Here is a 20,265-nt window from a genome sequence, read left to right on the forward strand (position 1 = left end):
ACACAACCGGAGAACCCAGTGCTTTTGTCTCTACAGGGAAATACCCCTCCCGCCATACTGGCGCTCGCAGACGGCACGGTCTTTATTGGCAATTCGATTGGAGCGGCCGGCTCCACGATCGGCGAGGTGGTGTTCAACACCGCCATGACCGGCTACCAGGAAATCCTCACGGACCCGAGCTATTGCCAGCAGATCGTCACCCTCACGTATCCCCACATCGGCAACTACGGCATCAATGCCGAAGACGTTGAAGCAGAAAAAGTCCATGCAGCCGGCCTGATCATCAAGGATCTGCCGCTGATCGCGTCTAACTTTCGCGCTTCCATGACCTTGTCCGAGTACCTGGTCCGCGAAAACATCGTGGCGATTGCCGGGATTGACACCCGCCAGCTGACGCGTCACCTGCGAATTCACGGCGCCCAAAATGGCTGCATCCTGGCCCTGGCGTCTGGCGCATCCGTGAGCCAGTCGGCCATCGACCAGGCTGTCGCCACCGCCAGACAGGCGCCCAGCATGGACGGCCTGGACCTGGCCAAGGTGGTCTCGACAAAACAGCGTTACGAATGGAGCCAGACCGAGTGGAAACTTGGATCGGGCTACGGCGAGCAGGCAGCGCCCAGATTCCATGTCGTCGCGTTTGACTTCGGCGTCAAGAAAAACATCCTGCGCATGGTCGCCGAGCGCGGCGCGCGCATCACGGTGGTGCCGGCGCAAACTTCTGCGCTTGACGTGCTCAAGCTCAATCCCGATGGCATTTTCCTGGCCAACGGCCCGGGTGATCCGCAGGCCTGCGACTACGCCATCGAGACGGTTCGCGAACTGATCGAAACCGGCATTCCGACCTTCGGCATCTGCTTGGGCCACCAGATCATGGCGCTGGCCGGCGGGGCCAAGACCTTCAAGATGAAGTTCGGCCACCACGGCGCCAACCATCCGGTCAAGGACATGGACACCGGCCGCGTCAGCATCACCAGCCAGAACCACGGTTTCGCGGTCGATGAAACCACGCTGCCGGCGAATCTGCGGCCGACGCACATCAGCCTGTTCGACGGCACGCTGCAGGGGCTGGCCCGCACCGACAAGCCGGCGTTCTGCTTCCAGGGCCATCCTGAAGCTTCGCCCGGACCCCACGATATTTCATATTTGTTCGATCGTTTCACGACCTTGATGGAACAGGCTCAGGAGAAGAAGAATGCCTAAGCGCACAGACATCAAATCGGTTCTCATCATTGGCGCCGGCCCGATCATCATCGGCCAGGCCTGCGAATTTGACTATTCCGGCGTTCAGGCCTGCAAGGCGCTGCGCGAGGAAGGCTACAAGGTCATCCTGATCAACAGCAATCCGGCCACGATCATGACCGACCCGGCGACCGCCGACGTGACCTACATCGAGCCGATTACCTGGCAGACGGTGGAAAAGATCATCGCCAAGGAACGGCCGGACGCGATTCTGCCGACCATGGGCGGCCAGACCGCGCTCAATTGCGCGCTTGATCTGTGGCGCCACGGCGTGCTTGAAAAGTACAGCGTCGAGCTGATCGGCGCCAAGCCCGAGGCCATCGACAAGGCCGAGGACCGCCTGAAGTTCAAGGACGCGATGACCAAGATCGGCCTGGGTTCGGCCCGCTCCGGCATCGCGCACACCATGGACGAAGCCTGGTCTGTGCAAAAAACGCTGGGTTTCCCAACCGTGATCCGCCCCAGCTTCACGCTGGGCGGCACCGGTGGCGGCATTGCCTACAACCCCGAAGAGTTCGAGGAAATCTGCAAGCGCGGCCTGGAAGCCTCGCCGACCAGCGAACTGCTGATTGAAGAATCGCTGCTCGGCTGGAAAGAGTACGAGATGGAAGTGGTTCGCGACACGGCGGACAACTGCATCATCGTCTGCTCGATTGAAAACCTCGACCCGATGGGCGTGCACACCGGCGACTCGATCACCGTAGCGCCGGCCCAGACGCTGTCCGACAAGGAATACCAGATTCTGCGCAATGCGAGCCTGGCGGTGCTGCGCGAAATCGGCGTCGATACCGGCGGCTCCAACGTGCAGTTCTCCATCAACCCGGTCGATGGCCGCATGGTGGTGATCGAGATGAATCCGCGCGTGTCGCGTTCCTCGGCGCTGGCTTCCAAGGCGACGGGTTTCCCGATTGCCAAGGTTGCCGCCAAGCTGGCGGTGGGCTACACGCTCGACGAACTGCGCAACGAGATCACCGGCGGTGCCACGCCGGCCAGCTTCGAGCCCAGCATCGACTATGTGGTCACCAAGATTCCGCGCTTTGCGTTCGAGAAATTCCCGACCGCCGATTCGCGCCTGACGACGCAGATGAAGTCGGTCGGCGAAGTCATGGCGATGGGCCGGACCTTCCAGGAATCGTTCCAGAAAGCGCTGCGCGGGCTCGAAGTCGGCGTCGATGGCATGAACGAAAAGACCCAGGACCGCGAAGTGCTGGAAAAGGAACTCGGCGCGCCGGGTCCGGACCGCATCTGGTATGTGGGCGATGCGTTTGCCATGGGCCTCTCCGTCGATGAAGTGTTTGCACTGACCAAGATCGACCGCTGGTTCCTGGTGCAGATCGAGCAGATCGTCAAGATCGAACTCGAACTGGAAACCACGTCGCTCGACAAGATCGACGCTGCCACGCTGCGCGCGCTCAAGCAAAAAGGCTTTTCCGACCGCCGCCTGGCGCGCCAGTTCAAAACCACCGACACCGCGATCCGTGAAAAGCGCATCGCGCTGGGCGTGCGCCCGGTCTACAAGCGCGTGGACACCTGCGCCGCCGAGTTCGAGACCAACACCGCCTACCTGTACTCGACCTACGAGGCCGAGGGCAGCGAGTGCGAAGCCGCGCCTACCGACAAGAAGAAGATCATGGTGCTGGGCGGCGGTCCCAACCGCATCGGCCAGGGCATCGAGTTCGACTATTGCTGCGTTCACGCCGCCATGGCGATGCGAGAGGACGGCTACGAGACCATCATGGTCAACTGCAATCCCGAGACGGTTTCGACCGACTACGACACCAGCGACCGGCTGTATTTCGAGCCGCTGACGCTCGAAGACGTGCTGGAAATCGTTGACAAGGAAAAACCGTTCGGCGTGATCGTCCAGTACGGCGGCCAGACGCCCTTGAAGCTCGCGCTGGACCTCGAAGCCAACGGCGTGCCGATCATCGGCACCTCGCCCGACATGATCGACGCCGCCGAAGACCGCGAGCGTTTCCAGAAGCTGCTGCACGCGCTGGAGCTGCGCCAGCCGCCCAACGCCACCGCCCGCACCGAGCCCGAAGCGCTCGAAAAGGCGGCGGCGCTGGGTTATCCGCTGGTGGTGCGCCCCAGCTACGTGCTGGGCGGGCGCGCCATGGAAATCGTCCATGAGCAGCGCGACCTGGAGCGCTACATGCGCGAAGCCGTCAAGGTCAGCCATGACTCGCCGGTGCTGCTCGACCGCTTTTTGAACGATGCCATCGAATGCGATGTGGACTGCATCCGCGATGCCGAAGGCAAGACCTTCATTGGCGGCGTGATGGAACACATCGAGCAGGCCGGCGTTCACAGCGGCGACTCGGCCTGTTCGCTGCCGCCGTATTCGCTGAGCGCCGCGACGGTGACAGAGATCAAGCGCCAGACCGCCGCCATGGCCGAAGCGCTGAATGTGGTCGGGCTGATGAATGTGCAGTTCGCGATCCAGAACATCGACGGCCTGGATGTCATCTACGTATTGGAAGTCAATCCGCGCGCATCGCGCACCGTGCCTTTCGTCAGCAAGGCCACCGGCATCCAGCTGGCCAAGGTGGCCGCGCGCTGCATGGTCGGACAGTCGCTGGCGTCGCAAGGCGTGGTCAACGAAGTCACGCCGCCTTATTTCAGCGTCAAGGAGGCGGTGTTCCCCTTCGTCAAGTTCCCCGGCGTGGACACGATTCTCGGCCCCGAGATGAAGTCCACCGGCGAGGTGATGGGCGTCGGCAAGACCTTTGGCGAGGCGTTCGTGAAGTCGCAAATCGGTGCCGGCACCAGGCTGCCGACCTCTGGCAAAGTCTTCCTGACGGTCAAGAACAACGACAAGGCGCGCGCCGTGGAAGTGGCGCGTGCGCTGGCCGAACTCAAGTTCGAGCTGGTGGCCACCAAGGGCACGGCAGCAGCCATCAACGCCGCCGGCATTGCCTGCGGCGTCGTCAACAAGGTGACCGAAGGCCGGCCGCATGTGGTGGACATGATCAAGAACAACGGGATTGCGCTGGTCATCAACACGGTCGAGGAGCGCCGCAATGCGATTGCCGATTCGCGGCAGATCCGCACCTCGGCGTTGCTGGCCCGCGTGACGACCTTCACCACCATTGCCGGCGCCGAAGCGGCTGTCGAGGGCATGAAGTACCTGGACAACCTGAGCGTGTACTCGATTCAGGAACTGCACGCCCAGCTGGCTGCGCAGGCAGCCTGACGATCAGGCTAAACACCGGGTCGATCCGGCCGAACTTGGATTAAACTTAAAGTTCAGGTCGATTCAATATGCCGCTGCCAGGTGACTGGTGGCGGTTTCGCATTTTGCAGGACATAAAACATGGCAACCTTACCCATCACCAAGCGCGGCGCAGAAAAGCTCAAGGCCGAATTGCACAACCTCAAGACGGTTCAGCGCCCCTGGGTCATCAACGCGATTTCCGAGGCCAGGGCCCAGGGCGACCTGAGCGAGAACGCCGAATACGAAGTCGCCAAGGACCGCCAGGGCTTTATCGAAGGCCGTATCCAGGAAATCGAGGGCAAGCTGTCCGCCGCCCAGGTCATCGACCCGACCACCTTCGAGACGGGCACCCGCGTGGTGTTTGGCTCGACCGTCAAGCTCGAAGACGAAGCCACGGGCGACAGCGTGACCTACCAGATCGTCGGTGAAGACGAGGCCGACATCAAGCTCGGACTGGTCAACATCGGCTCGCCGATTGCCCGCGCATTGATCGGCAAGGACGAGGGCGACAGCGCCGAAGTGCAGGCGCCCGGCGGCATCCGGCGCTATGAAATCGTGACCGTCCTCTACATCTGATGCATCCGCCCCTGCGTCAGCGCATTGGCTTGCTGGCGGCCGCGCTCTGGTGGGGCAGCCTGACGGCGCTGGGTTTTGTCATCGTACCGATGCTGTTCATGCACCTGGGCAGTCCAGCAGCGGCCGGCGCCATGGCCGCCAGGCTCTTTGGCGCACAAACCTGGATCAGCACCGGCTGCGCCTTGCTGCTGCTCTTGGTTTTTAAGAAAAAAGACGGTTTTGCGCAAGCTGCACAAGCACAAGCGGCTATGAAATTCATAGTCGCCGGGATGTTGCTGGCCTTGCTGGTCGAGTTTGGCGTGGCGCCGAGCATTGTCAGTGCGCGCGCTGATGGCGGCAATCTCAGGCTCTGGCACGGCCTGGGCAGCGCCATGCTGCTGGGCCAGTGGCTGTGCGCCGGGTTCACGCTCTGGAGCCTGACCGCCCGGTCGGACCGGTAACGCTCAGCACGGCACGCAGCGCGGATTGACCGCGCCGCGCCAGGCGCTTCAGCCGCGTTCAGCCGCTTCCAGCGTATTGACCAGCAGCATCGTGATGGTCATCGGACCGACGCCGCCGGGCACCGGCGTGATGTAGCCGGCGACTTCTTTCACGCCGTCAAAGTCCACATCGCCGCAGAGCTTGCCTTCTTCGTTGCGGTTCATGCCGACGTCGATCACCACCGCGCCGGGCTTGACCATGTCGGCTCTCAAGACGTTGCGCTTGCCCACGGCGGCGACGATCACGTCGGCCTGCAGCGTCATGGCTTTGAGGTCGGCGGTGGCGCTGTGGCAGATGGTCACGGTGGCGTTTTTCTGCAGCAGCATCAGCGCCATCGGCTTGCCGACGATGTTGCTGCGGCCGATCACCACTGCGTGCTTGCCGCGCAGGTCGTAGCCGATGCTCTCCAGCATCTTCATGCAGCCATAAGGCGTGCAGGGCCAGAAGCCGGGCTGGCCGACCATCAGCGCGCCGGCGCTGCCGACGTGGAAACCGTCCACGTCCTTGGCCGGTGAAATTGCCTCGATGACCTTTTGCGCATCGATATGGGCCGGCAGCGGCAGTTGCACCAGGATGCCGTGAATCGCCGGGTCGTTGTTCAGGGCTTCTACGCGGGCCAGCAGATCGGCTTCGCTCATCTCGGCCGGGTAGCGCTCCAGCACCGAATGCAGGCCGTTGTCTTCGCAAGCCTTGACCTTGTTGCGCACATACACCTGGCTGGCCGGGTTGTCGCCGACCAGGACCACGGCCAGGCCGGGGGTGATGCCGCGCGCGCGCAGAAGCGCAGCGCGTTGGGCGACTTCGGTTCGCAGTTGCCGGGAAAGGGCGTTGCCATCAATGAGTTGAGCCGTCATGATTTTGAATTTCTCAAGTAAAAAAGCCCGTTAGCGCAGGTGCTACGGGCATGAGGTGCTATTAAAAAAGGAGTTTTGGCGGGGCGTCAGGCTTTGGGGGCGCTGGAGCCCAAGGCGATTTTCAGCAGGTCCGCCACGGTATTGGCATTGAGCTTTTCCATGATGTTGGCGCGGTGCGCCTCCACCGTCTTGATGCTGATGCCCAGGTCGTCGGCAATCTGCTTGTTCAGGCGGCCGGCGACGATGCGGTCAAGAACCTGCGCTTCGCGCGAGGTGAGCTTGGCCAGCAGCGCATCGCGGCTGGCCGATTGCTGGTGATCGTTGAAGGCGTCCCTGGCCTGCGCGAGCATGCGTTCGACCAGATTGACCAGCGCGTCTTCCTGGAAAGGCTTCTGGATGAAATCCATCGCGCCTTTTTTCATGGTGTCCACCGCCATCGGCACGTCCCCGTGGCCGGTGATGAAGACGATGGGAAGCGGCGACTTGCGCTCCAGCAGGCGGTCCTGCAACTCAAGCCCGGTCATGCCGCCCATGCGGATATCGACGATCAGGCAGGCCACTTCACGCGCGTCGTAGCGGCTCAGAAAGGTTTCGGCCGAGTCGAAGCAGCGTACCCGGTAGTCCTTGCCTTCGAGCAGCCATTGCAGTGAGTCGCGCACGCCTTCGTCATCATCAACGACATAGACCGTACCTTTTTTGGGAATCAAACTCATGCCTTGCTTTCTTCGTAAACTTTGATTGAAAAAATGGTGGAGTTTTTCACTGCGGCCCCGCAGCTTCGGCGGCTATGGTATTGGTAGCAGACACTGCCGGTGAAATCAGGGGAGTTACCGGAATCCAGAAGGTAAACCGGCACCCGGCCACTTCGTCGCCATTGTAGAGGTTCACCGCCTCCAGCCTGCCATGGTGAGATTCGACGATGCTGCGGCACAGTTTCAGGCCAATGCCCATGCCCTCGGCCTTGGTCGAATAGAAGGCTTCGAACAGGCGTTCCATCACTTCAGGCGACAGGCCCCGACCCGAGTCGAGTACCGAGAACTCCACCACGCCTTGCCCATCAATCTGCTTGGGCACCACCTGCAGTTCAACATGGCGCTGGGCCGTTGGCCGATGCGACTGGGCAATCGACTCGGCCGCATTTTTCATCAGGTTGATCAACACCTGCTCGATCAGGATCCGGTCCACCATCAGGTCGGGAAGGCGGGCGGCGATGTAGTGGGTCAGGCGCACATGATGGCGCCTGAGTTCAATCTCGGCCAGTTCCATGGCGTTGCTGACGAGGGTCGCCACATCGGCCGAGGTGCGGTTGGGCTCGCTGCGTTTCACAAAGGCGCGGATGCGCTGGATGATCTGCCCGGCGCGCCAGGCCTGCTTGGCGGTTTTTTCCAGCGCCACCAGCAGGTCGTCATTGCTGATCTGGTTGGCCTTGATGCGCGACACCATGCCGTTGCAATAGTTGTTGATGGCCGTCAGCGGCTGGTTCAACTCGTGCGCCACGCTGGACGCCATTTCGCCCATGGTGATCAGGCGGCTGGCGTTCTGGGCGCGTTCGTTTTGCTGGGCGGCCTGTTCCTCGGCATGGCGGCGCGGCGTGATGTCGGTGGCAATCACCATCTGCGCCAGGCGGCCATCGACCCAGTTCAGGTAGCGCGAACGCACTTCCAGCCATTTGGCCAGTTCGGGCACGAAGATTTCGGCATTCGCCGTCTGCGCGCCGGTCAGTGAATCGGTCGGAAAACCGGCCATGTCATCCACCGCATCCAGTGCATCGCCGGTCGGTGCAAAGGCGGGAACACCGGCCTGGGCAATCAGGTTCACATGGCCAGAGACCTGGCCGCCAAACCAGGAGCGGTACAGCTTGTTGGCAAACAGCAGCTCTTCACTGCCCAGCGGCGCCACGGACACGGCGGCGTCCAGCCCTTCAAGCACGGTGGTGAAGCGCTCGTAAGAGGCGGTGAGTTCTTCGCGGATGCGCTTGGGTTCGGTGATGTCGGTCATCGACGTCATCCAGCCGGTTTGATGGCCGTGCGGATCAATCAGCGGCGACACATACATGCGGGCATCAAAAATATTGCCGTTCTTGCGCTTGACCCGAATCTCGAAACCACCGGGCGGTGTCCGGCCCCGGAGTTCGTCATTCAGCCGCGCCTGCATGATGTCCAGCTCTGATTCCGGCCAGTGCGGAAAAGGCGCCGTGCAGCCGACCAGTTCGGCTTCGGTCAGGCCGGTCATCTGGCAAAAAGCCGGGTTGACATAGGTGATGCGGCCCTGCAGGTCCAGCGCGCGCATGCCGGTCAGCATGGAGTTCTCCATGGCGCGGCGAAAGTGGGTTTCGGTCAGCAGCGCCTCCTGGGCCTGGACCCGGCGGCGGGTATGGCGCCAGTTGCCCAGCAGCATCCACACGGTCAGCGCGCTGAGCGCGCTGACCAGCCAGAAAAAGCCGCTGCCCACCAAGCCCTGCGAGGCGCGGTAGCCCTCGGCGCGTATCAAGAGGCCATTGCCCACGGGAGATACCGGAATTTCGTATTTGGCTGCGCCTTCTGCCCAGGGCAGCAACTTCGCGGCGCCCTTGCGGGGCGGCGGCAGGTTGCCGGCCAGCACCACCTCTTTGTCATCGACCAGCGCGACGGCATACTTGGCCGTGATTTCAGTCGGAATGCCAAAGCGCAGCAGGCCGTCCACCGAATATTCGCCCATGATGACGCCGGCAAACTTTCCCTGGTCATCGAGCGGCACCTGCAGCTGCAGGCTGGCTGCGTTGTAGCGGCGCGTGTCCTGCGCGATCAGCGGCCGGGAGTAAACCGGCTGCCGCAGGTCGCGTGCCAGCTCGTACGTGCCATCCGTTTCACCCACCGTGAGCTGCTCGCCGACCGTGCGCGGCCCGATGGCATTGGCGCTGGACGAAACATAAGACGCCTTGATGCGCCGCTTGCTGTCAATCCAGCTGATGGCCATCAGTTCCGGGTTCTGGTTCACCAGTGCTTCGGCCTGGACGATGAACTCTTCGGTGTCGATCTGGCTGTTGGACACATCCCGGCCAATCCGCATCAACTGCTCCTGCCGCTCCAGCAGGCGCAGCCTCAGGCGTTGCTGGGCGTATTCCACGTCACGCGTGACCGCCTGCTGTTCGCGGTCTATCTCTTCGATGCGCAGGTAGCCGAAAGCGGCAATGACGGCCGCCAGAAAAAGGATGACCGAAAACAGCGGGCCGAGCGCGATAAAACGGTCTTGCCGGGAAGGTGATTGCCGGCGCCACCAGCGTCGCCACAAAGCCATGGACGCAGGGCTGGCCGCAGCGTCAGCAGTGGGGGAAATTGGGAACTGGGGCATAGGAAAAGCTGTGCATTTTAAATGAAATGCCTTTATAGGGCACAGGCAGACCTGGTTGCATCAGTTCAATGTAAGACAGGCATGCTTTGGTTTTTGGCGATAAATCAAGTTAAACAGGATTTAATTTTCATAATATAAAATCATAAAGCACTATTTGAAATTTTCAAATAATTGTGGGAAACTAGAGGCTTAAACCTAATTTGGGTTTAAAAACACGTCCTAGACGTACCCCTGCGCGCTGGCTGAAGCACGGCCTGCGTTGAAAACATCAAGCGAAGAAGATTTATTCAGGAGACAACATGGCAGCCAATCCAGACGAAAACCAACAAGCCGGTATCCCCAATGCGGGTTCCAGCAATACGCAAGACAACGACACGCAGGAGACGCGCGAGTGGATGGATGCGCTGTCCGCGGTCATTGAAAGTGAAGGGCCTGAACGCGCCCACTTCCTGCTTGAGCAACTGCTCGAACATGCGCGCCAGAAGAGCATCGACATGCCCTTTTCGGCCAACACGGGTTATGTCAACTCGATTGAAACCGACCAGGAAGAGCGCTCACCCGGCAACCTGCTGATCGAGCAGCGGCTGCGCGCCTACATGCGCTGGAACGCCATGATCATGGTGGTCAAGGCCAACCGCCTGCACCCGGCCGATGGCGGCGATTTGGGCGGGCACATCGGCTCGTTTGCCTCGCTGGCCAGCCTGTTTGGCGCCGGCTTCAACCATTTCTGGCACGCTGAGAGCGAAAACCACGGCGGCGACTGCCTCTACATCCAGGGCCATGTGTCGCCCGGCGTGTATGCCCGTGCCTACCTCGAAGGCCGCCTGACGGAAGAGCAGCTGCTCAACTTCCGCCAGGAAGTCGATGGCAAGGGCTTGTCGAGCTACCCGCATCCCAAGCTGATGCCCAATTTCTGGCAGTTCCCCACCGTCTCCATGGGCCTTGGCCCGCTGATGGCGATTTACCAGGCCCGTTTCCTGAAATACCTGCATGCGCGCGGCATTGCCAACACCGAAAACCGCAAGGTCTGGGTGTTCTGCGGCGACGGCGAGATGGACGAGGTCGAATCGCTGGGCGCCATCGGCCTGGCGGCGCGTGAAAACCTCGACAACCTGGTGTTCGTCATCAACTGCAACCTGCAGCGCCTCGACGGCCCGGTGCGCGGCAACGGCAAGATCATCCAGGAACTCGAAGGCGAATTCCGCGGCGCCGGCTGGAACGTCATCAAGCTGATCTGGGGCAGCAGCTGGGATCCGCTGCTGGCGCGCGACAAGGACGGCGCGCTGCGCAAGATCATGATGGAGTGCAACGACGGCGATTACCAGTCGTTCAAGGCCAACGACGGCGCCTATGTGCGCAAGCATTTCTTCGGCCGCGACCCGCGCACGCTGGAAATGGTCGCCAACATGAGCGATGACGACATCTGGAAGCTCACCCGTGGCGGCCACGATTCGCAAAAGGTCTATGCCGCCTTCCATTCGGCCGTCAACCACACCGGCCAGCCGAGCGTGCTCCTGATCAAGACCGTCAAGGGTTTTGGCATGGGCAAGATCGGGGAGGGCAAGAACAATGTCCACCAGACCAAGAAGCTCGGCGACGAAGACATCAAGGCCTTCCGCGACCGCTTCAACATCCCCATTCCCGACAGCCAGCTGGCCGAACTGCCGTTCTACAAGCCGGCCGACGACACGCCTGAAATGCAGTACCTGCACGAGCGCCGCAAGGCGCTGGGCGGCTACCTGCCGCACCGCCGCACCAAGGCGGACGAGAGCTTCACCGTGCCGGCCCTGGAAACTTTCAAGGCGGTGATGGACCCCACGCCAGAAGGCCGCGAAATCTCGACCACCCAGGCCTATGTGCGCTTCTTGACGCAACTGCTGCGCGACCAGGCGCTCGGTCCGCGCGTCGTGCCCATCCTGGTCGATGAAGCCCGCACTTTCGGCATGGAAGGCCTGTTCCGCCAGATCGGCATCTACAACCCTGCCGGCCAGCAATACACCCCGGTCGATAAAGACCAGGTGATGTATTACAAGGAAGACAAGAAGGGCCAGATCCTGCAGGAAGGCATCAACGAAGCCGGCGGCATGAGCAGCTGGATTGCGGCGGCCACTTCGTACAGCACCAACAACCGCATCATGGTGCCGTTCTATGTGTATTACTCGATGTTCGGCTTCCAGCGCATCGGCGACCTGGCCTGGGCGGCGGGCGACATGCAGGCGCGCGGCTTTCTGCTCGGCGGCACCTCGGGGCGCACCACGCTCAACGGCGAAGGCCTGCAGCACGAAGACGGCCACAGCCACATCCTGGCCGGCACGATTCCGAACTGCATCAGCTACGACCCGACCTTTGCGCATGAAGTCGGCGTGATCCTGCACCACGGCTTGAAGCGCATGGTTGAAAAGCAGGAAAACGTGTATTTCTACATCACGCTGCTGAACGAGAACTACGCCATGCCCGGCCTCAAAGCCGGCACCGAAGAGCAGATCATCAAAGGCATGTACCTGTGCAACGAAGGCCCCAAGCTGGCGCCCACCGTGCAATTGCTGGGCTCGGGCACCATCCTGCGCGAGTCGATTGCCGCGCAGGAGCTGTTAGAGAAAGAGTGGGGTGTGTCGGCCAACGTGTGGAGTTGCCCAAGCTTCAACGAACTGGCGCGCGACGGCCAGAGCGCCGAGCGCTGGAACCTGCTGCATCCGCTGGAGACGCCGCGCGTTTCCTTTGTAGCCGAACAACTTGAAGCGTTTGCCGGTCCGGTGGTCGCCTCGACCGACTACATGAAGGCCTATGCCGAACAGATCCGCTCCTATATTCCCAAGGGCCGTACCTACAAGGTGCTGGGCACCGACGGTTTTGGCCGCAGCGATTTCCGCAGCAAGCTGCGCGAGCACTTCGAGATCAACCGCCACTACATCGTCGTGGCGGCGCTCAAGGCGCTCAGCGAAGAGGGCACGGTGCCGGTCGCCAAGGTGGCCGAAGCCATCCAGAAGTACGGCATCAACGCCGACAAGATCAATCCGCTTTACGCTTGACGTAAAACCAATCCAATACGCCAAGCAAACGGAGACAACAACATGGCATTGATAGATATTCAAGTCCCTGACATTGGGGACTTTGACGAAGTAACGGTTATTGAACTGCTGGTCAAGCCCGGCGACACCGTGACGGCCGAGCAGTCGCTCATCACGGTCGAGTCCGACAAGGCCTCGATGGAAATCCCGTCCAGCCACGCCGGCGTGGTCAAGGAGATCAAGGTCAAGCTCGACGACAAGGTCAAGCAGGGCTCGGTCGTGCTGACGCTGGACGTGGCGGGCGCCGCAGAATCGGAGCCAAAACAGGCTCCTGCGCAGGCTGCACCTGCACCGGCAGCTATTAAAACAGAAGCGCCTGCTGCGACTGTCGCAATTGCTTCGGCGCCCGCCCCGGCGGCCAGCGGCCCGGTGGAAGTGCGGGTTCCCGACATTGGCGACTTCAAGGATGTGGTCGTGATCGAGGTGCTGGTCAAGCCCGGCGACAGCATCAAGGCCGAGCAGTCGCTGGTTACCGTGGAATCCGACAAGGCCTCCATGGAGATTCCGTCCTCCACGGCCGGCGTGCTCAAGGAACTCAAGGTCAAGCTGGGCGACACCGTCAATATTGGCGACCTGCTGGCCATCCTGGAAGGCTCGGCCGCGCCCGCAGCAGCCGTTCCTGCTTCTGCTCCGGCGGCACCCGCCGCAGCGGCTGCTGCACCAGCGGCGGCTGCCACGGCATCCGCACCCGCAGCGCCTGCGCCAGCCGCAGCCGCAGCCGCCCAGGCCTTGCCCGCGCATGAACCCACGGCAACACCCGCAACCGGCCTGCCGCATGCGTCGCCCTCGGTGCGCAAGTTCGCCCGTGAACTGGGTGTGCCGCTGGCCGAACTCAAGGGCACAGGCCCCAAGGGCCGCATCACGCTGGACGATGTGCAGGACTTCACCAAAGCGGTGATGGCCGGCGACACCCGCACCCAGGCGCAGGTGGCCAAGGCGCCAGCGCCTGCCGCCAGCAGCGGCGGCACGGGCGCAGGTCTTGACCTGCTGCCGTGGCCAAAGGTCGATTTCACCAAGTTCGGCCCGGTCGAGCGCCAGCCGCTGCCCCGCATCAAGAAGATCAGCGGCGCCAACCTGCACCGCAACTGGGTGATGATTCCGCACGTCTGCAACCATGACGACGCGGACATCACCGAACTCGAAGCCTTCCGCGTGCAGATGAACAAGGAAAACGAGAAGTCCGGTGTCAAGATCACCATGCTGGCCTTCCTGATCAAGGCCTCGGTGGCAGCGCTCAAGAAATTCCCGCAGTTCAACGCCTCGCTCGACGGCGACCAGCTGGTGCTCAAGCAGTATTTCAATATTGCCTTTGCCGCCGACACACCGAACGGCCTGGTCGTTCCGGTGATCAAGGACGCCGACAAGAAAGGCATCATCCAGATCTCGCAAGAGATGGGCGAGCTGGCCAAGAAAGCGCGCGATGGCAAGCTCAGTCCGGCCGACATGCAGGGCGCCTGCTTCACGATTTCGTCGCTGGGCGGCATTGGCGGGCGTTATTTCACGCCCATCATCAATGCGCCCGAAGTCGCCATCTTGGGCGTGTGCAAGAGCCGCATCGAGCCCGTCTGGGACGGCAAGGCCTTCCAGCCGCGCCTGATGCAGCCGATGAGCCTGAGCTGGGACCACCGCGTGATCGATGGCGCGGCGGCGGCGCGTTTCAATGCTTACTTTGGCCAGGTTCTGGCGGATTTCCGCCGTATTTTCCTGTGACAACCCTGGTCGTGGTCAAAAAGGCGGGTCAGGTGGCCATTGCCGCCGACACGCTGGTGACCTTTGGCGATACCTGCCTGACCCAGCGTTTCGAGGCCAACAGCAAGATATTCAAGGTCGAGACGCCCGACGGTGAAAGCCTGATTGGCATGGCCGGCACCGTGGCGCACTTCCCCGTGCTGCGCAAGGCCATGGCAACGCTGCCCAAGGAGCAACTCAAGCTGGGCAGCCGCGAGGAGGTGTTCGACACCTTCCTCAAGCTGCATCCCTTGCTGAAAGAGTCGTTTTTTTTGCAGAGCAAGGAAGACGACAACGACCCCTACGAATCGAGCCAGTTCACCGTGCTCATTGCCAATGCAAGCGGCATCTACGGCCTGTACAGCTACCGCGAAGTCTTTGAATTCAAGGAATTCTGGGGCGTGGGCTCGGGCCGCAGCTTTGCGCTGGGCGCGATGCACGCCAGCTGGGGCAAGGCCCGGACCGCCCGCGAAGTGGCCATGGCCGGCCTGAATGCCGGATGCGAGTTCGACAAGAATTCCGGCGGACCGATTGATGTATTCACCCTCAAACTGAAAGCCTCCTCATGAGTGCCTCCACAAACCTCATCGACATCAAGGTGCCTGACATTGGCGACTTTGACGAAGTGTCCGTCATCGAAGTGCTGGTCAAGCCCGGCGACACCATCAAGGCCGAGCAGAGCCTGATCACCGTGGAAAGCGACAAGGCGTCCATGGAAATTCCGTCGTCGCAAGGCGGCGTGGTCAAGGAGATCAAGGTCCAGCTCGGCGACAAGGTCAAGCAGGGCTCGGTCGTGCTGACGCTGGAAGTCGCTGGCGCGGCGGCTTCGGCCCCCGTTGAAGCACCAAAACCGGCTTCCGCGCAGGCTGCACCTGCACCAGCCGCTCCTGAAAAAGTAGCGCCTGTTGCAACAACGCCAGCGCCAGCCGCCGCCAGCTTTGGCGGCACGGCCGACCTGGATTGCGACCTCCTGGTGCTGGGCGCCGGCCCCGGCGGCTATTCGGCGGCCTTTCGAGCGGCTGACCTGGGCCTCAAGGTCGTGCTGGTCGAGCGTTACGCCTCGCTGGGCGGCGTCTGCCTGAACGTCGGCTGCATCCCGTCCAAGGCGCTGCTGCATGTGGCTGCCGTGATGGACGAGGTCAGCCACATGGCCGCGCTCGGCGTGGACTTCGGCGCGCCCAGCGTCAACATCGACAAGCTGCGCGGCCACAAGGAAAAGGTCGTGAACAAGCTGACCGGCGGCCTGGCCGCGATGGCCAAGATGCGCAAGGTCACCGTGGTGCGCGGCTACGGCGCTTTTGTCGGCGCCAACCACCTCGAAGTCGAGGAAACCAGCGGCACGTCGCAGGACAAGACCGGCAAGAAGCAGACCATTGCCTTCAAGAACTGCATCATCGCCGCCGGCTCGCAAGCGATGCGCCTGCCGTTCATGCCCGACGATCCGCGCGTGGTGGACTCCACCGGCGCGCTGGACCTCAAGAGTGTGCCCAAGCGCATGCTGATCCTGGGCGGCGGCATCATCGGCCTGGAAATGGGCACCGTGTACAGCACGCTGGGCGCGCGCCTGGACGTGGTGGAAATGCTCGACGGCCTGATGCAGGGCGCCGACCGCGACCTGGTCAAGGTCTGGCAGAAGATGAATGCGCCGCGCTTTGACAACATCATGCTCAAGACCAAGACCGTGGGCGCCAAGGCCACGCCGGCCGGCATTGAAGTGACGTTCGAAAGCGCCGAGCCGGGCGGCACCGCGCCCGCGCCGCAGACCTACGACCTGGTGCTGCAGGCCGTGGGCCGCAGCCCCAACGGCAAGAAGATCGCCGCTGACAAGGCCGGCGTGAGCGTGACGGACCGCGGCTTCATCCCCGTGGACATTCAGATGCGTACCAACGTGCGGCACATCTTCGCCATCGGCGACATCGTCGGCCAGCCGATGCTGGCGCACAAGGCCGTGCATGAAGCGCATGTGGCCGCCGAAGTGATTGCCGGCGAACTGCTGGGCAACAAGGAACTGGCCAGCGCCGCCTTCAATGCCCGGGTGATTCCGAGCGTCGCCTACACCGACCCCGAAGTGGCATGGGTCGGCCTGACCGAAGACCAGGCCAAGGCGCAGGGCATCAAGGTCAAGAAGGGCCTGTTCCCGTGGACCGCCTCCGGCCGCGCAATTGCCAACGGCCGCGACGAAGGCTTCACCAAGCTGCTGTTCGACGATTCACCGGAAGCGCACGGCCACGGCAAGATCCTGGGCGGCGGCATGGTCGGCACGCACGCGGGCGACATGATCGGCGAGATCGCGCTGGCGATTGAAATGGGCGCGGATGCGGTCGATATCGGCAAGACGATTCACCCGCACCCGACGCTGGGCGAGAGCATCGGCATGGCGGCCGAAGTGGCGCATGGCAGCTGCACGGACTTGCCGCCTGCGCGCAAGTAATTCAAGTCAGTATTTCCAATGAAAAAGCCCGAACTGGCAACAGTTCGGGCTTTTTGCTGTCAGCCTGAAAGGCAAACCACCAGTCATCCAGCGGCCCCTCAAATTGGCGCCTTCTCTTCAATTGTCGGGATTGGCGCTAGGGCGTGCGTCGTCAACCCGACAGAGGCGCTGCTGAGTCAGAGCCGTTTGAGGCCTTCCTCAAAGCTGATGATTTCGTAGGCCTGGGTGTATTTGAGCGCGCCATCGGCAATCGCATCGACCTTGGCGGACGTATCCATCTTCTTCATCTTGTTCTTGTCGAGATACAGGAAGTCGATCAACTCGTTGTAAACCGAGGTGTCGTCAATCGGCAGCACGTAAAACGAAATACCGTTGAATTCGATCTGGTAGCGCGATGAGCGGTCGAGATCGGACACGTAGATGAAATATTTGCCGCCAGCCTTGATGTTGGCGCCCAGCGCCTCAATCAGCGCAGGAAGGTGTTTGTAGGTCGAGAGCGAACCGGCCAGAAAAGACAGGCTTGCCTCGGCATCGTCGGCGGTGGCAAAGGCCGCTTGAAGCATCACGGGAGGCTCAATTGTCAGCGCGATTTCGCCGCGAAAACCGAAACGGCCGGGGACATGGGTCGGCCCATTGAGAGCAGGTTTCAACAACCGGCCCTCGGCTTCGAGACGCTGAAAAGCTGGGGATGCGTGAGTGGTGGTCATGAAATATCCTGGTAACACCACCCTCGCGCAGAGTTGCCCGAATGGATGGTTCCCACAGGCTACGCACTTATCGGGCCACGATGCTTGATTTAAAAAACTATCCTTTTGCTAGCCCGTATCTACGAGGTGTTTTTTTTGCTGTGCCCGACGACCCGTGCGTGGTGGATTCAACCGACGCGCTGGAGTTGAAGGCCGTGCCAAAACGCATGCTGATCCTGGGCGGTGGCATCGGCGGTACGCATGCCAGCGACATGATCGGCGAGATTGCGCTGGCGATTGAAATGGGCGCGGATGCGGTGGATATCGGCAAGACGATTCACCCGCACCCGACGCTGGGCGAGAGCATCGGCATGGCGGCGGAAGTGGCGCACGGCAGCGGCGCCGACTTGCCGCTGGCCAGAAAGTTGCCGGTTCGAATACTTCACGAAAAAGCGCTTTGGACTCCGTCAAACGGGCGCGAGGCGCTTTTGATTTTTACCGCTGGATGAATTCGAGCGGATTACAAGCGAAAAAGCTGCTTGCGCATACAGCATATGCGCAAGCAGCTATCGAAAACGAAGCACCTGAAACCAGGCGCTGTAGGGAAAACTTAGCGAATCGAGGCTGTGTCGCCAAAAGAAGCGGCAACAGGCATCGCCTGCACCGGCTCTGCCGCACTGGCCATCACGCGCCGGGCGCCGTCAAAGCGGTGCTGCCAGTAGTTGCCGACCATGCTTTCAACCCGTACTTCGGCGCCGGCTCGGGGTGCATGGATGAACTTGCCATTGCCGACATAAATACCGACATGGCTGAAGGCGCGCCGCATGGTGTTGAAAAACACCAGGTCGCCGGGCTGCAAATCGGTTTGGTCTATTTTTTGCGTGGCCGCCGCCTGCTGCTCAGCCTTGCGTGGCAGCAGCAAGCCGATGCTTTGCTGGTACACGGAAACGACAAAACCGCTGCAGTCAAATCCGGTGTCGGCATCGGTGCCGCCCCATTTATAGGGAACGCCCAGGAATCCCATGGCGTTGACCACCAGTTCCGAGGCTCTTTGGCTGACGTTTTGGCTGGCGTTGCCAATTTTCGTTAAAAGACCTCTATCGGCGAGTAACCTGTCGATATCGTCTCCAGAATTTGGTGTTGCATGGGCTGTGATGGTGCAAAGTACAAAAATAGTCAGGACGAGAGCAGGGGGAATCATTCGCATGGCGCCAAGCATACTTGAAGGATTGGTCTTACGTCAATTAACAACAAGTAACCGATTTCATCTTTACACAGTTGATTTTTCTTGGATTTGATGCAAAAAGACTTCTTTTAAAGCCAAAGTGTTGGGTTTTTGAAAAATGAAACGCCAACGCCGGTCTGTGCGAACTATTTCCTTGAGGTAGCCTCACAAAGTCAATCAAGTCAAAAAATCAAGGAGCCAACAATGCTTTTCGCCCAAGGCCGGCGTTTGCTGCCAGCCATCATGGCCGTGGCGTCAAGCCTGCTGGCTCCTTTCGCCCAGGCACAACAGGAAGTCCATCCTGAAATCGTGGCGTCGGGATTGCAAAACCCGTGGGGCCTGGCATTTTTGCCTGATGGGCGCTTCCTGGTCACCGAACGTGTAGGCCGGCTGCGGGTGGTGGGGGCGGATGGCAAACTGGCCACCGCTGTTGCCGGGCTGCCCGGGATTGCGGCTGGCGGGCAGGGCGGCTTGCTCGATGTGATGACGGACAGTGACTTTGTCCGCAACCGCACCGTGTATTTCTGTTATTCGGAGCCTGCCGCGACCGGCAGGGCCAACAGCACGGCGCTGGCGCGCGCCACCTTGAGCGCGGACAATGCCCGGCTGGAAAATCTCAGGGTGATCTTCAGCCAGAAACCCAAGGTTGCCAGCACCGCCCATTTTGGCTGCCGGATTGTTGAAAGCCGCGCGCCCGGTGCCAATGGCCAGCCTGACGGCAAGCTGTTCCTGACCCTGGGCGAGCGCTTTTCGCGCAAGGAAGACGCGCAAAAGCTCGACAACCACCATGGCAAGATCGTTCGCATCAACAAGGATGGCTCGGTGCCGCCGGACAATCCCTTTGTCGGCAAGGCCGGCGCACTGCCTGAAATCTGGAGCTATGGGCACCGCAACGCCCAGGGCGCCACGCTGGCGCCCGACGGCACTTTCTGGATGCATGAACACGGGCCGCAGGGCGGCGACGAAATCAACCTGCCCAGGCCGGGCGCCAACTACGGCTGGCCGGAAATCACCTATGGTGAAAACTATGGCGGCGGCAAGATCGGCGAAGGCTTGAGCCGCAAGGCCGGAATGGAACAGCCGCTGCATTACTGGGTGCCGTCCATTGCGCCCTCGGGCATGACTTTCCTGACCAGCGAGCGCTACGGCAAGGCGTGGCAGGGCAACCTGTTCGTCGGGTCGCTCAAGTTTTCCTGCCTGGACCGGATTGAGCTTTCGCAGCCTTTCGGCGGCAAAGTGGTGCGGGAAAACAAGCTGCTGACCGAGGTCGGCGAGCGTATCCGCGATGTCCGGCAAGGCCCGGACGGCCTGCTGTATGTGCTGACCGACAGCGCCGATGGCAAGCTCATCCGCCTGTTGCCCGCTCAGGCCGGCAGATAGCGTGAAGAACAGTGCCTGGCCGAGCGCCTAGGCCTGCAACCATTGAACAGG

The 20,265-nt window shown here is 61.5% G+C and carries 15 protein-coding genes and 1 pseudogene; 11 read left to right on the plus strand and 5 right to left on the minus strand.

All coding sequences use genetic code 11. The features are described 5' to 3' along the window. The first annotated feature begins 18 nt into the window (after positions 1–18). The 4 genes from carA to PNAP_RS08895 all read left to right on the plus strand — a co-directional run bounded on the left by carA (position 19) and on the right by PNAP_RS08895 (position 5,472). Positions 19–1,200 carry a glutamine-hydrolyzing carbamoyl-phosphate synthase small subunit gene (carA, locus tag PNAP_RS08880; RefSeq protein ID WP_011801165.1) on the plus strand — a complete coding sequence of 394 codons (1,182 nt, stop codon included), beginning with the start codon at positions 19–21 and terminating at the stop codon, positions 1,198–1,200. After that, on the plus strand, positions 1,193–4,435 hold the full coding sequence (gene carB, locus PNAP_RS08885; protein WP_011801166.1) for a carbamoyl-phosphate synthase large subunit: 3,243 nt from the start codon (positions 1,193–1,195) through the stop codon (positions 4,433–4,435). Before carA ends, carB begins: the two co-directional genes overlap by 8 nt. A gap of 120 nt (positions 4,436–4,555) precedes the next feature. Then, positions 4,556–5,032: a transcription elongation factor GreA gene (gene greA / locus PNAP_RS08890; RefSeq protein WP_011801167.1), complete on the plus strand. Its 477-nt coding sequence runs from the start codon at positions 4,556–4,558 to the stop codon at positions 5,030–5,032. After that, entirely contained in the window at positions 5,032–5,472 is a 441-nt protein-coding gene (locus PNAP_RS08895) for a DUF4149 domain-containing protein (RefSeq protein WP_011801168.1), read from the plus strand. The genes greA and PNAP_RS08895 overlap by 1 nt, the downstream gene beginning before the upstream one ends. 48 nt (positions 5,473–5,520) lie before the next feature. Here the strand turns inward: PNAP_RS08895 and folD are convergent, their stop codons facing one another. The 3 genes from folD to PNAP_RS08910 form a co-directional block, all read right to left on the minus strand. After that, positions 5,521–6,366 carry a bifunctional methylenetetrahydrofolate dehydrogenase/methenyltetrahydrofolate cyclohydrolase FolD gene (gene folD, locus PNAP_RS08900; RefSeq protein ID WP_011801169.1) on the minus strand — a complete coding sequence of 282 codons (846 nt, stop codon included), beginning with the start codon at positions 6,364–6,366 and terminating at the stop codon, positions 5,521–5,523. Between the two features lie 86 nt (positions 6,367–6,452). Then, complete coding sequence (locus PNAP_RS08905; protein ID WP_011801170.1) at positions 6,453–7,079, minus strand: response regulator transcription factor; 627 nt, start codon at positions 7,077–7,079, stop codon at positions 6,453–6,455. Between the two features lie 46 nt (positions 7,080–7,125). Then, entirely contained in the window at positions 7,126–9,696 is a 2,571-nt protein-coding gene (locus tag PNAP_RS08910; RefSeq protein ID WP_011801171.1) for a PAS domain-containing sensor histidine kinase, read from the minus strand. A gap of 299 nt (positions 9,697–9,995) precedes the next feature. On the opposite strand from PNAP_RS08910, the gene aceE reads away from it, so the two are divergent. The 4 genes from aceE to lpdA are packed head-to-tail and all read left to right on the plus strand — an operon-like array spanning position 9,996 to position 16,923. Beyond that, a complete protein-coding gene (aceE, locus tag PNAP_RS08915; protein ID WP_011801172.1) occupies positions 9,996–12,725 on the plus strand; it encodes a pyruvate dehydrogenase (acetyl-transferring), homodimeric type in 2,730 nt (909 codons plus the stop codon). Between the two features lie 42 nt (positions 12,726–12,767). Beyond that, the gene (aceF, locus tag PNAP_RS08920; RefSeq protein ID WP_011801173.1) at positions 12,768–14,474 is read left to right on the plus strand and encodes a dihydrolipoyllysine-residue acetyltransferase; all 1,707 of its coding nucleotides are present in this window, start codon (positions 12,768–12,770) and stop codon (positions 14,472–14,474) included. Next, positions 14,471–15,061 carry an MFS transporter gene (locus PNAP_RS08925; protein WP_011801174.1) on the plus strand — a complete coding sequence of 197 codons (591 nt, stop codon included), beginning with the start codon at positions 14,471–14,473 and terminating at the stop codon, positions 15,059–15,061. The genes aceF and PNAP_RS08925 overlap by 4 nt, the downstream gene beginning before the upstream one ends. Beyond that, a complete protein-coding gene (gene lpdA / locus PNAP_RS08930) occupies positions 15,058–16,923 on the plus strand; it encodes a dihydrolipoyl dehydrogenase (RefSeq protein WP_011801175.1) in 1,866 nt (621 codons plus the stop codon). Before PNAP_RS08925 ends, lpdA begins: the two co-directional genes overlap by 4 nt. Positions 16,924–17,099: 176 nt before the next feature. On the opposite strand, the gene PNAP_RS08935 is transcribed toward lpdA, so the two are convergent. Further along, entirely contained in the window at positions 17,100–17,630 is a 531-nt protein-coding gene (locus tag PNAP_RS08935) for a hypothetical protein (RefSeq protein WP_011801176.1), read from the minus strand. An 80-nt stretch (positions 17,631–17,710) separates the two neighbouring features. Between PNAP_RS08935 and PNAP_RS28310 the strand changes: the two are divergent. Beyond that, a pseudogene (locus PNAP_RS28310) lies at positions 17,711–18,034 on the plus strand (hypothetical protein); the annotation flags it as partial. Between the two features lie 185 nt (positions 18,035–18,219). Here PNAP_RS28310 and PNAP_RS08945 read toward each other — a convergent pair. Beyond that, a complete protein-coding gene (locus PNAP_RS08945; RefSeq protein WP_408633754.1) occupies positions 18,220–18,729 on the minus strand; it encodes a C40 family peptidase in 510 nt (169 codons plus the stop codon). On the opposite strand from PNAP_RS08945, the gene PNAP_RS28315 reads away from it, so the two are divergent. Beyond that, on the plus strand, positions 18,632–18,907 hold the full coding sequence (locus PNAP_RS28315) for a hypothetical protein (RefSeq protein WP_408633758.1): 276 nt from the start codon (positions 18,632–18,634) through the stop codon (positions 18,905–18,907). The genes PNAP_RS08945 and PNAP_RS28315 overlap by 98 nt on opposite strands. A 170-nt stretch (positions 18,908–19,077) precedes the next feature. After that, positions 19,078–20,214, plus strand: a complete 1,137-nt coding sequence (locus PNAP_RS08950) for a PQQ-dependent sugar dehydrogenase (RefSeq protein WP_041377133.1) — start codon at positions 19,078–19,080, stop codon at positions 20,212–20,214. Positions 20,215–20,265: the final 51 nt, after the last annotated feature.

The organism is Polaromonas naphthalenivorans CJ2 (assembly GCF_000015505.1).
Lineage (GTDB): Bacteria > Pseudomonadota > Gammaproteobacteria > Burkholderiales > Burkholderiaceae_C > Polaromonas > Polaromonas naphthalenivorans.